General features: G+C 63.7%; 11 protein-coding genes. 9 read left to right on the top strand and 2 right to left on the bottom strand.

The window, feature by feature from the left end:
* Positions 1 to 168: 168 nt before the first annotated feature.
* Positions 169 to 1173: a substrate-binding domain-containing protein gene (locus tag KW821_RS20195; protein WP_042651778.1), complete on the top strand. Its 1005-nt coding sequence runs from the start codon at positions 169 to 171 to the stop codon at positions 1171 to 1173.
* 90 nt (positions 1174 to 1263) lie between these two features.
* Here the strand turns inward: KW821_RS20195 and norR are convergent, their stop codons facing one another.
* On the bottom strand, positions 1264 to 2793 hold the full coding sequence (gene norR / locus KW821_RS20190; RefSeq protein WP_218292678.1) for a nitric oxide reductase transcriptional regulator NorR: 1530 nt from the start codon (positions 2791 to 2793) through the stop codon (positions 1264 to 1266).
* 172 nt (positions 2794 to 2965) lie between these two features.
* On the opposite strand from norR, the gene norV reads away from it, so the two are divergent.
* From norV to KW821_RS20155, 7 genes are all read left to right on the top strand, one after another.
* Positions 2966 to 4447: an anaerobic nitric oxide reductase flavorubredoxin gene (norV, locus tag KW821_RS20185; RefSeq protein ID WP_218292677.1), complete on the top strand. Its 1482-nt coding sequence runs from the start codon at positions 2966 to 2968 to the stop codon at positions 4445 to 4447.
* Positions 4444 to 5610 (top strand): NADH:flavorubredoxin reductase NorW, encoded by a 1167-nt coding sequence (gene norW, locus KW821_RS20180; protein WP_218292676.1) that lies wholly within the window; start codon positions 4444 to 4446, stop codon positions 5608 to 5610. The genes norV and norW overlap by 4 nt, the downstream gene beginning before the upstream one ends.
* Before the next feature lie 50 nt (positions 5611 to 5660).
* Complete coding sequence (locus KW821_RS20175) at positions 5661 to 6002, top strand: DUF1971 domain-containing protein (RefSeq protein ID WP_042651774.1); 342 nt, start codon at positions 5661 to 5663, stop codon at positions 6000 to 6002.
* A gap of 92 nt (positions 6003 to 6094) precedes the next feature.
* A complete protein-coding gene (locus tag KW821_RS20170) occupies positions 6095 to 7312 on the top strand; it encodes a 4Fe-4S binding protein (protein ID WP_218292675.1) in 1218 nt (405 codons plus the stop codon).
* Between the two features lie 149 nt (positions 7313 to 7461).
* A complete protein-coding gene (tnaC, locus tag KW821_RS21940; protein WP_084228226.1) occupies positions 7462 to 7545 on the top strand; it encodes a tryptophanase leader peptide in 84 nt (27 codons plus the stop codon).
* A gap of 202 nt (positions 7546 to 7747) precedes the next feature.
* Positions 7748 to 9214, top strand: coding sequence for a tryptophanase (gene tnaA, locus KW821_RS20160; protein WP_218292674.1), 1467 nt, complete (start codon positions 7748 to 7750; stop codon positions 9212 to 9214).
* Positions 9215 to 9290: 76 nt separating this feature from the next.
* Positions 9291 to 10505 (top strand): aromatic amino acid transporter, encoded by a 1215-nt coding sequence (locus KW821_RS20155; protein ID WP_042651771.1) that lies wholly within the window; start codon positions 9291 to 9293, stop codon positions 10503 to 10505.
* Between the two features lie 66 nt (positions 10506 to 10571).
* On the opposite strand, the gene KW821_RS20150 is transcribed toward KW821_RS20155, so the two are convergent.
* Complete coding sequence (locus tag KW821_RS20150; RefSeq protein ID WP_042651770.1) at positions 10572 to 10949, bottom strand: hypothetical protein; 378 nt, start codon at positions 10947 to 10949, stop codon at positions 10572 to 10574.
* Positions 10950 to 11275: 326 nt separating this feature from the next.
* Between KW821_RS20150 and KW821_RS20145 the strand changes: the two genes are divergently transcribed.
* Positions 11276 to 12496, top strand: a complete 1221-nt coding sequence (locus KW821_RS20145) for an aromatic amino acid transporter (protein ID WP_218292673.1) — start codon at positions 11276 to 11278, stop codon at positions 12494 to 12496.
* Positions 12497 to 12569 lie beyond the last annotated feature (73 nt).

Genomic DNA, 12569 nt, shown 5'->3' with positions numbered 1-12569 from the left:
GATATTTCATTCTGCGCCTGCTCTCATTTTGACCAAATTTCGTTTGCGCAAATAGAAACGACCGCCTAGATTAGCCAACATTGACAATTCGCTGGCAGCTCTCGTTAAAACCAAGCCTTTATTCGGGAAATCTGCTACTGTTCCGCCTTTGTTATTCAGGAGACCGAGATGGCAACTATTAAAGATGTCGCCTCGCGCGCAGGCGTATCCATCTCCACCGTCTCACATGTACTCAATCACACCCGTCGGGTCAGCGAAGATGCGACCCAAAAAGTGCTTGAGGCGGTGGCAGAGCTCAACTACGCGCCCAATTCGGTGGCGCGCAGCCTCAAGATCAATTCAACCAAGACCATAGGTATGTTGGTGACGACCAGCGCCAACCCCTTCTTCGCGGAAGTGGTGCGCGGGGTGGAGGCTTATTGCTTCGAGCAGGGCTACAGCCTGATCCTGTGCAATACGGAGAACCAGCCGCCCCGTCAGCAGCATTACCTGAGGATGCTGATGGAGAAGCGGGTCGATGGCCTGCTGGTGCTGGGGACCGATATCGATACCCCGCTGCGCGACATGCTGCGCATCCACAAGAATGTGCCGCAGGTGGTACTGGATTGGGGCACCGAGTGTGATTTTGCCAACGTGATCAACGACAACGCTCGCATCGGCGCGCGCATGGCCGTGCGTCATCTGTTGGAGCAGGGTCACACCGAGATCGTCTGCATCACGGGTCAGATCGACAAGCCGACCACCCAGCAGCGACTGGACGGGGTGCGCGATGCCCTGGCCGAGCAGGGCCTGACCCTGTCGGACGCTCAGATCTTCGAAGGGGACTACGAGAGCCAGAGCGGCTTCGATGCCATGCAGCGCATCCTGGCGCTCAAGCCCCGCCCGACGGCGGTGTTTGCCTTCGACGATCCCATGGCGATAGGTGCCATTTGCGCCGCCTGGGAGGCCGGGGTCAAGGTGCCGGACGACATCTCCATGATCGGCTATGACGACGTGGAGATGGCGCGCTTCTCCAGCCCGCCGCTCACCACCATTCGCCACCCCAAGGCCGAGCTCGGCCTGTTGGCGGTGCAGCAGCTGGTGAGCCGGATCCGCAACAAGGAGCTGGAAGTCGAGTCCATGACGGTACAGCCCGAGTTGATCGTCCGTCGCTCGGTCAAGTCCCTGCGCTGACCCTCCAGCGGCATCCGATGCAACGAAAAACCCCCTCCGTCAGAGGGGGTTTTTGTTTGTGGGCTCTCCCCAGGGCTTAGGGCTTAGGGCTTAGGGCTTGAGGCCGAGCCGTCTGGCGAGCCGGTGCAGGTTGCCGCCGTCCATCTCCAGCGCGCGGGCGGTGGCGGCCCAGTTGCCGTCCTGAGCCGCCAGGGTCTGCTCGAGCAGCCTGAGCTGGAAGGCGTCGGTGGCGGCGCGCAGCCCCAGGCCGGCCAGTTGCGGCTGGGCCGGCGCCTCGGCCATCTCGATCTGGGCCGGGGAGGCGCCGGCGCTCGTCAGGTTGAAGTGGTGGTTGGCGAGGGTCGGCGTCTGGCTGCCCTGCTCGGCGCGGGCCAGTACGGCGGCGCGGTGGATGGCGTGCTCCAGCTCCCGCACGTTGCCCGGCCAGTCGTGGCGATCGAGCAGTTGCAGCGTCTGGGGCTGGATGCGCAGCCGCTCCAACCCCAGGCTGACCCGGCAGCGTTCGCAGAAATAACCGGCCAGCAGTGGAATGTCCCCCGGCCGCTCCCGCAGCGCTGGGGCGTGGATCGGGAACACGCTCAGCCGGTGATAGAGATCGGCCCGAAATTGCCCCTCGACCACCGCCTGCTTCAGATCCCTATTGGTGGCGGCCAGGATGCGCACGCTCACCTTGAGCGGGGTGTCGTCGCCGATCCGCTGCAGATCGCCGTATTGCAGCACCCGCAGCAACTTGGCCTGCAGCGGCAGGGAGAGCTCGCCGATCTCGTCGAGAAACAGGGTGCCTCGGTCGGCCAGTTCGAACTTGCCCGCCCTGTGGTGGATGGCGCCGGTGAAGGCCCCCTTCACGTGGCCGAACAGCTCGCTCTCCGCCACCGACTCCGGCAGGGCGGCGCAGTTGAGGTAGATCAGCGGCGCCTTGGCGCGCAGGGAGCCCTGATGCACCGCCTTGGCGATCAGCTCCTTGCCGACCCCCGTCTCCCCCAGGATCAGCACGTTCAGCTCCGAGTTCGCCACCACATCGATCTCGTGGCGCAGCCGGGCCATGGCGGGGGAGTGACCTATCATCTCCGGCTGCCCCTGGTTGGTATGGGGGGAGGGGCTGAGCGGCTCGCTGCTCTGGCGGGCGAGCCGCTCCAGCAGCAGGGCATTGCTGAGGGCGGCGGCGGCCAGGGCCCCCACCAGCCGCAGCTCCTCGTCACTGATGCCGTCGAACTGGGCCGGGTTCATGCCGTCTATGGTCAGGGCGCCGATGAGGGTCTGATCTGAAAACAGCGGCAGGCCGACGCAGGCGTGCACCCTGAAGTCGTCGTGATCCGGGATCAGACCGTCATAGGGGTCGGGCAGCTGGCTGTCGGCGGGGAAGCGCACCACGTCGCCGGCGCGGGCTATGGCCTCCATGCGCGGGTGATCCTTGAGCGCGAAGCGGCGGCCCAGCACGTCCTGCATCAGGCCATCGATGGCCAGCGGGATGAACTGGCCCCCCTCGTAGCGCAGCAGGGCCGAGGCATCGGAGTGCAGCAGGCTGCGCACGCTCTGGATCAGGCGGTGAAATCTGTCCTGGTGGGAGATGCCGAGTTGCAGATCGAGGGCGATGCGCGCCAGGCTGTCGGTCGAGATCACGAGAGATTGTCCAAATGACAGTGTGTTTGTGTTTTTGACTATGAACGCCAAGTGTCTAAATGACAACGAGTGAAATGTGTTTTCTATAAAAACAATAAGTTATGAGTTGGCACGTCAACTGCAATAGCGAGTTCAGTCGAACATTCGCTATGGCATTCTGAGGAACCACCGCATGAGCATTCACGTCAAAAACAACATCCACTGGGTCGGCCAACGGGACTGGGAGGTGCGCGACTTTCACGGCACAGAGTACAAGACCCACAAGGGCACCAGCTACAACAGCTACCTCATCCGCGAAGGGAAGAACGTGCTGATCGACACCGTCGATCACAAGTTCAGCCGCGAGTTCGTGCAGAACCTGGCGGCGGAGATCGATCTCGCCAGTATCGACTATGTGGTGATCAACCACGCCGAGGAGGATCACGCCGGCGCCCTGACCGAGCTGATGGCCCGCATCCCGGGTACCCCCATCTACTGCACCCACAACGCCATCGACTCGATCACCGGTCACCATCACCATCCGGAGTGGAACTTCCAGCCGGTCAAGACGGGCGACAGCCTGGACATAGGCAACGGCAAGCAGCTGGTGTTTATCGAGACCCCCATGCTGCACTGGCCCGACAGCATGATGACCTATATGACGGAGGACGCCGTGCTGTTCTCCAACGACGCCTTCGGCCAGCACTACTGCGACGAGCACCTGTTCAACGACGAGGTGGATCAGACCGAGCTGATGGAGCAGTGCCAGCGCTACTACGCCAACATCCTCACCCCCTTCAGCCCGCTGGTGACCGCCAAGATCAAGGAGGTGCTGGGCTTCAACCTGCCGGTGAGCATGGTGGCCACCTCCCACGGCATCGTCTGGCGCGAGGATCCCACCCAGATCATCCTCAAATATCTGGAGTGGGCGGATCACTACCAGGAGGATCGCATCACATTGTTCTACGACTCCATGTCCAACAACACCCGCATGATGGCCGACGCCATCGCCCAGGGCATCCACGAGGTGGATCCCGGGGTGGCGGTGAAGATCTACAACGTGGCGCGCCACGACAAGAACGAGATCCTGACCCAGGTGTTCCGCTCCAAGGGGATACTGGTGGGTTCCTCCACCATGAACAACGTCATGATGCCCAAGGTGGCGGGCATGCTCGAGGAGATCACCGGCCTGCGCTTCAGAAACAAGCGTGCCTCGGCTTTTGGCAGCTACGGCTGGACCGGTGGCGCCGTGGACCGGATCCAGACCCGGCTGATGGACGCGGGCTTCGACATCAGCATCTCCCTCAAGGCCAAGTGGCGGCCGGATGGCTCGGCGCTGGCCGAGTGCCGCGAGCATGGCCGCCAGCTTGCCCGCCAGTGGGCGCGGCACCCGCTGGAGGCGCCCCGTCCGACCACCACAACCGCCGTGACGGCGGCGCCTGTGGTGGTGGCTCAGGCCTCTCAAGCCGCCGCCCCGGCCGCCAGCACGCTGGATGATGACCAGAGCATGCTCTGCGTGGTCTGCCAGTGGGTCTATGACCCGGCCCAGGGCGAGCCGGATCAGCTGGTGGCACCGGGCACCCCCTGGGCCCAGGTGCCGGACAGCTTTCTCTGCCCCGGCTGCGGCATCGGCAAGGAGGTGTTCGAACCCTGCGCGCTGGAGGCCTGCGTATGAATGCAGCAACCCTGAATGACGCTGGCACCAGCCGGGAGATTGTGGTGATCGGTAGCGGCTTCGCCGCCCAGCAGCTGGTCAAGAGCCTGCGCAAGCTGGACGGCGAGCGGCCCATCCGCCTCATCACCGCCGACAGCGGCGACGAGTACAACAAGCCGGACCTGAGCCACGTGGTGAGCCGGGGCTGCAGCGCCGCGGCCATGACCCGGCTGAGCGGCAGTGAATTTGCCGAGCAGCAGCGCATCACGCTGCTGCCCCACTGCCCGGTGCTCGGCATCGATCCCGCCCGCCGTACCCTGTTGACCGCACAGGGAAGTTTTCCCTACAGCCAGCTGGTGCTGGCCACCGGTGCCAGCGCGGCGCGGCCCGATATGGCGGGAAGCGAATTCCTTGTCACCCTCAACAGCCAGCAGGAGTATGCCGCCACCGAGGCATCGATCCGTCAGGCTAGACGCATCCTGGTGCTGGGGGCCGGGCTGATTGGTTGCGAGCTGGCAATGGACATGGCGGGCGATGGTCGCGAGGTCACCCTGCTGGATCTGGCCGACAGCCCCCTCGGCACCCTGTTGCCGGCCGCCCTGACGCAGCCGCTGCAGCAGGCGCTGCGCGCTCAGGGGGTGAGGCTGCAACTGGGGCTGGGCATCGCCGGGATAGACGCGCAGCCCGGCGATGGCTGGCGAGTGATCCTGAGCGACGGCCGCATCTGCGAGCAGGATCTGGTGATCGCCGCGATCGGCCTGCGGCCGAATCTGGCCCTGGCCCAGGGGGCCGGGCTGGCGGTGGGGCGCGGCATACTGATCGACGATCTGCTGCGCACCAGCGATTCCCATATCTTCGCGCTGGGGGATTGCGCCGAGTGGCAGGGGCAGCTGCTTCCCTTCCTGCAGCCCATAGTGCTGGGGGCCAGTGCCCTGGCCAAGACCCTGCTCGGCACCCCGACCCCGCTGACCCTGCCGCCCATGCTGGTGAAGGTGAAGACGCCGCGCTATCCGCTGCAATTGGCGGGCCGCACCCAGGGCGAGGATCTCGCCTGGCAGTGCCACTGGAACCAGCACGGCATGGTGGCCGAGGCGCGCGGTGAGGATGGCGAACTGTGCGGCTTCGTGGTGGGAGGCGACAAGATGAGCGCCGCCTTCCCGCTGCTGCGCCAGCTGCCCCGCTGATCCGTCAACTATTCAAGGCCGGGCAGACCGGCCATTCGAGGAGAATTACCATGTCCATGCAGCTTATTCCTACCCACTGGGTCGTTCGTCGCTCCACCCCCTTCTTCACCCGCGCCAACGTGCCGCCGGCCCTGCTCAGCCATCACAACACCGCGGCCGGGGTGTTCGGCCAGCTCTGCGTGATGGAGGGCACCGTCACCTATCACGGCTTCGCCGACGAGCGGGCCGAACAGCCTGAGGTCAGCCTGGTGATCCGGGCCGGCCAGTTCGCCACCAGCCCGCCCCAGTACTGGCACAGGGTCGAGCTGTCCGAGGATGCCCGCTTCAACATCCACTTCTGGGCCGAGCAGGCCGAGTCGGATCGGCCGCTATTCCATAGCCGCAAGGAGTGAATACCGCGCTCTGCCCATGCAGATCAAAATAATCAACTCAGATGTTGGTTATTCTGAGCCCCTTATCCGAATGAGTGCTATGAGGGAGAAGCATGAGCCTGATCGAAGCCCTGACCCTGGCCGCTGGCCTGGTCTATCTGGCCCTGTTGCAGTGGCGGGCCGGGCCCGGCTGGTCGTGGCGCCTCTCCCTGGCGTTGCTGGCGGCCGCCTGGCTGATGGCGGCGGATCCCCTCCTCTGGCTCGCGCTGGGGCTGGTGGTCGTCCCCCTCGCCCTGTGGCACAGATACCGACCGCTGCCGGCACTGAATGATATCGACAGCCAGCCGCTGCGGGCCTGGACCCGCCACCTGCTGCTGCTCTGCTGGGGGCTGGTGGCGCTGCAGTATGGGCTCCATCTCTGGCAGTTGGGGCAGGGGGAGACCCCCTGGCTGGTGCGCCCTGACGTGGTCGATGGCTTCCTGCCCATCGCCGGCGGGCTCGGGCTGCGGGCCTGGCTCGGCCAGGGCATCGCGGATCCGCACCATCCGGCGGCGACGGTGACAGTGCTGGTGCTCAGCCTGTCGGCCCTGCTGCTGGGGCGGGCATTCTGTGCCTGGTTCTGCCCGCTCGGGCTGGTGGGGGAGTGGCTGCATCGTCTGCGCAGCCGCCTGCTGCCGGGGGACTGGACACCGCCAGCCTGGCTCGATGGGCTACTGCGGGCCCAGAAGTTCCTGGTGCTCGGTTTCCTGCTGTTTATCGTGCTGATCGCGGTGCCCGGCGCCGCTCTGCCCGGCTATCTCGCCAGCCCCTACCATCAGGCGGCGGACATGAAGATGGGGGCCTTCTTCTTCAACCTGAACCTGCTCTCCGGCCTCTGCCTGGGCTGGGTGCTGCTGCTGACCGCCGCCTTCCGGCAGGGGTTCTGCCGCTACTTCTGCCCCTATGGCGCCTGGCTGGCCCTGCTCGGCCTGCTGACCCCGCTGCGCATCCGCCGGGATCCGGCCCGCTGCCTGCGCAGCGCGGGCCATGACTGTGACAAGTGCTCCCGCGCCTGTCCCTCCCGCATCCAGGTGCACCGACTCATCGCGGTGCGCAGCCTGGAGTGCAGCAGTTGCCTGAGCTGTGTGGCCGCCTGCCCCAAACGTGCCGATGCGCTGCACCTCGGCACGCCCCGTCGCCGGCTCAGCCCCCAACGGCTGCTGGGGCTGCTCTGCCTGCTGTTGCTGATATTGCCGCTGCTGGCCCACGGCCTGCTGGATCTCTGGGTCAGCCAGACCAGCCTGGCGGATCGATACTGGCTGCTGCAACGGCTGCCCTGGTTGAACCACTGAGCCGCCGCTGACGGGGACCCTGACCAGGGCTGTATAAATATTCCCCGCCAAACTGTTAGCGCCATCCCAAATCGTGGAAGTGGCAATTGATCATGGGCGGGGGCTCTCCATAATGGGTCGGGTTAATTGACGTTGTTAATTCCAACCAGATGAGCAACAACATGGCTACCATGATCGCTTCGCCCAAGTGGTTTACCCTGGATCACAAGATCGCTTTCTTCTTCCCGCTGTAATATCCCCGCGGTGTCTGTGCATTTATCAAGATGTGACCGGCCCGTCTGCATACCAAATCTGAAATAGTCTGCACCTGTTCTCGCCTTGTTTATTGGCGAGGCGATGTCGTGCACCCGATCTCATTATTTGCGCGCTGCCAATGTTCTATTTTGGGCGGCTGATGAGACTCATCCTGAATATTTAAATATGGGTGTTTATATTATGGAAAACTTCAAGCATCTTCCCGAACCGTTCCGCATTCGTGTCATCGAGCCGGTCAAGCGTACCACCCGTGCCTACCGGGACGAGGCGATCGTCAGGGCAGGCATGAACCCCTTCCTGCTGGACAGCGAGGATGTCTTCATCGATCTGCTGACCGACAGCGGCACCGGCGCCATCACCCAGGACATGCAGGCCGCCATGCTGCGCGGCGACGAGGCCTACAGCGGCAGCCGCAGCTACTACGCCCTGCAGAAGGCGGTGCAGGAGATCTTCGGCTACTCCCTCACCATCCCCACCCACCAGGGACGCGGCGCCGAGCAGATCTACATCCCGGTGCTGATCAAGAAGCGGGAGCAGGAGAAGGGGCTGGATCGCAAGAAGATGGTGGCGCTCTCCAACTACTTCTTCGACACCACCCAGGGCCATACCCAGATCAACTGCTGCGTCGCCAAGAACGTCTACACCAAGGAGGCGTTCGATACCTCGGTCACCGCCGACTTCAAGGGCAACTTCGATCTGGTCAAGCTGGAGGAGGCCATCCTGGAGGCGGGCCCGGCCAACGTGCCCTATATCGTCAGCACCATCACCTGCAACTCCGCCGGTGGCCAGCCGGTCTCCATCGCCAACCTGAAGGCGGTCTATGCCATCGCCCAACAATATGAGATTCCGGTCATCATGGACTCGGCCCGCTTCGCGGAGAACGCCTACTTCATCCAGCAGCGCGAGCCCGGCTATGCCGACTGGAGCATAGAGGCCATCACCATGGAGTCCTACAAGTACGCGGACGGTCTCGCCATGTCCGCGAAGAAGGATGCCATGGTACAGATGGGCGGCCTGCTCTGCTTCAAGGACGACGGCATGCTGGACGTCTACACCGAGTGCCGCACCCTCTGCGTGGTGCAGGAGGGCTTCCCGACCTACGGCGGTCTGGAAGGGGGCGCTATGGAGCGACTCGCGGTCGGCCTGCGCGATGGCATGCGCCAGGACTGGCTGGCCTACCGCATCGGTCAGGTGCAGTACCTGGTGAATGGCCTGGAGGCGATCGGCGTGGTGTGCCAGCAGGCGGGGGGCCATGCGGCCTTCGTGGACGCCGGCAAGCTGCTGCCCCATATCCCGGCGGATCAGTTCCCTGCCCATGCGCTGGCGTGCGAGCTGTACAAGGTGGCGGGCATCCGGGCGGTGGAGATAGGCTCCCTGCTGCTGGGGCGCGATCCGGCCACCGGCAAGCAGCATCCCTGCCCGGCCGAGCTGCTGCGCCTGACCATACCGCGCGCCACTTATACCCAAACCCACATGGACTTCGTCATCGAGGCCTTCGGCGAGGTGAAGAAGAACGCCAGGAACGTGAAGGGGCTCGACTTTATTTATGAGCCAGCGGTGTTGCGTCATTTCACCGCCAGACTGAAAGAGGTCGAGAGCGTCGAAAAAACAGCCAATAAAAAGAATCAAAAATTAATAGAAGCATAACGAGTCAAGGGCACAGCTTAATCTGTGCCCTTTTTTTTCACTGCTCTGTGAAATAAATATTTGGGAGTGACAGCACATGACACATCAACCATCCGTGATTGGAGGGGCCTGTATCATTGCCAGCGTTTGTGTCGGTGCCGGCATGCTTGGCTTGCCAAGTGCGGGCGCCGGCGCCTGGACAACCTGGTCATCCTTGGCAATCATCCTCACCATGATAATAATGACGGTCTCCGGCTGGATGCTATTGGAAGCATTCAAGCGGTATGAATTAACCGTCTCCTTCAATACGGTCACCAAGGATCTGCTCGGTAGCCGGATCAATATCTTCAACAACATGACCGTCTATTTCGTCGGCGGCGTGCTGCTCTATGCCTATATCACCTCTTCCGGTCTCATCCTGAAGGGATTGCTGGGCATCGACAGCCAGCTGGCATCCGTGCTGTTCGTGCTGGTGTTCTCCCTGTTTGTCTGGCATTCGACCCGGGCGGTGGATCGCATCTCGGTGGTGCTGATCGTCTTCATGGTGCTGAGCTTCTGTTTCGGGGTCTCCGGCCTGGCCTTCCACATCGATGCCTCCCTGCTGTTCAACTCCCTCGCCGACGAGGTCAAGCAGGCCCCCTATGCCCTGGCCATGCTGCCGGTCGCCCTCACCTCCTTCGGTTATCACCACTCGGTGGCCTCGATGCGGGCCTATTACGGAGAGGAGCGCAAGGCGAAGTACGCGATCCTCGGCGGCACCGTCATCGCGCTGGTGCTCTACCTGCTGTGGCTGCTGAGCATCTTCGGCAATCTGCCGCGCAGCGAGTTCGGCCCCGTCATCGCCCAGGGTGGGGATGTCGACGTGCTGCTGAAGGCGCTGGCCTCGGTGATCGAGTCCAAACAGGTGGCGAACGCCATCAGCCTGTTCTCCATGGCGGCCATCCTCTCCTCCTTTATCGGGGTCGGGCTCGGGGTGTTCGACTATCTGGCGGATCTGTTCAAGTTCGACAACAGCCGGCGGGGCCGCACCCAGTCCTGGCTGGTGACCTTCCTGCCACCCTTGATCATGTCGTTGCTGTTCCCGTTCGGCTTCGTCGTCGCCATCGGCTATGCCGGCGCGGCGGCGACCGTGTGGGCCTGCATCATCCCGGCCCTGCTGGCGAAAAAATCACGGGAGATTGCCCAGGACGAGCCGGGCTTCAGGGCGCCGGGGGGCCAGCCCATGGTGGTGGCCGTCATCCTGTTCGGGGTGCTCACCGCCATCTTCCATCTGCTGGCGATGGCGGGCATGTTGCCCACCTACACGGGGTAGGGAGGATCTCAGCCCGATAACAGAAACGGCGCCCTTGGGCGCCGTTTCTGTCTGTGGCCTCTTCGCTCAGGCGGTGGCCGGGCGGCGCATCAACAGCGCCAGCATGATCCCCATGGCGATCAGCACCGCCAGGGAGGAGGCGGCGAGGAAGGGGTCGATCTGCTCCGGCGGCAGCAGCCGGCCATAGAGCAGGTAGAGCCCCGCCGTCATCACCGCCGCCCCCAGCTGGTGCAGGTAGAACTGGATCCGCACCAGTCGCCCGTCGGGGTTGCCGAGCCACAGCTTGTGGCACAGGGCATAGACGAACGAGACCAGAAAACCGACCAGCATGATGTGGGCGTGGGTGACGAACTGCCCGTGATCCTTGCTGGCGGCCATATAGATGCCGAGCAGCATGCCGAGCAGGGCATAGCAGAGGGCGCTGAGTACGAACTTCCTGTCCATGGGGGGCTCCTTGCCGTGAAAACTGGGTTCAGTATAGTGCCACGCCTCCCGCAGACGGGGGCTCACCGGGGGAATAACCCCACAGGGATGACGCCAAAATTTGATACCCGGGGGTGAGCAGAGTAAAGTCACACCCCCAAAATGGCGGCCCTGCTGCCATCTTGGGATCGGTAGCTAGCCTCAGCCACGTCTTGCCTCGCTGACGCAGAAGCAAGCGGCTAGGGCGCCGATAGCACAGATGAGCGCGATCTTACGATGACAACCGGCGTAGCAGATGCAACGGTCCGCGGTCGCGACCAGATCAACAATCGTCTTTGGGGAAGTAAATGGAACATAAACCATCGTTGGTGGGCGGGGCATGTATCATTGCCGGCGTCTGTGTGGGGGCCGGCATGCTGGGCTTGCCGAGTGCCGGGGCGGGCGCCTGGACCATCTGGTCGGTGCTGGCCATCACCCTGACCATGATAGTGATGACGGTTTCCGGCTGGATGCTGCTCGAATCCTATCAGGGCTATCCGCTGCGCGTCTCCTTCGACACCGTGACCCGGGAGCTGCTGGGGGACAAGGTCAACGCCCTCAACAACCTCACCGTCTACTTCGTCGGCGGCATCCTGCTCTACGCCTACATCACCTCCGCCGGCCTCATCATAGATGGCATGACTGGCATCGGCAGCCACTGGGGCTCCATCCTGTTCACCCTGGGCTTCTCCGGCCTGGTGTGGCATTCGACCCGGGCGGTGGATCGCATCTCTGTGGTGCTGGTCATCGCCATGGGGCTGAGCTTCGTGTTCGGCATCTCTGGCCTCTCCCTCAACATCAAGCCGACCCTGCTGTTCGATACCCTGAGCCAGCACGCCAGCTATGCGCCCTATGCGCTGGCCATGCTGCCGGTGGCGCTCACCTCGTTCGGCTATCACCACTCGGTGTCGTCCATGCGCGCCTACTACGGTGAGGAGCGCCGCGCCCGTTACGCCATCCTCGGCGGCACCGCCATCGCACTGCTGTTCTACCTCATCTGGCTGGTGAGCGTGTTCGGCAACCTGCCGCGCAGCGAGTTCGGACCCGTGGTGGCCCAGGGCGGCAACGTCGACGTGTTGCTCAAGGCGCTGGCCTCGGTGATCGAGTCCGAGGCCGTCGCCAACGCCCTCAACCTCTTCTCCATGGCCGCCATCCTCTCCTCCTTCATCGGGGTCGGGCTCGGGGTGTTCGACTATCTGGCTGATCTGTTCAAGTTCGACAACAGCCGCCAGGGTCGCGCCAAGTCCTGGGCCGCCACCTTCCTGCCGCCGCTGCTGCTCTCCCTGCTGTTCCCGTTCGGCTTCCTGATGGCCATCGGCTATGCCGGCGCCGTGGCGACGCTCTGGACCTGCATCATCCCGGCCCTGCTGGCCTGGAAGGTGCGCGCCGGCAAGGGGAATCAAGGCGGCGATGGCTTCCGGGCGCCGGGCGGCCTGCCGATGATAGTGGCCGTCTTCCTGTTCGGGGTGCTGACCGCCCTGTTCCACCTGCTCAACATGGCGGGCCTGCTGCCGGTCTATACCGGCTGATCGACCGCCCTCGCGAGTCGAGCGGATATAGAGAAACGGCGCCTTCGGGCGCCGTTTTGCTGTGGCCAGCATG

Origin of the sequence: Aeromonas sp. sif2416, assembly GCF_019218665.1 — a bacterium.
In the GTDB taxonomy this organism is placed as follows: domain Bacteria; phylum Pseudomonadota; class Gammaproteobacteria; order Enterobacterales; family Aeromonadaceae; genus Aeromonas; species Aeromonas encheleia.
The sequence above is the reverse complement of the archived record's forward strand: the minus strand, read 5'-3'. Positions and strand labels throughout refer to the sequence as shown.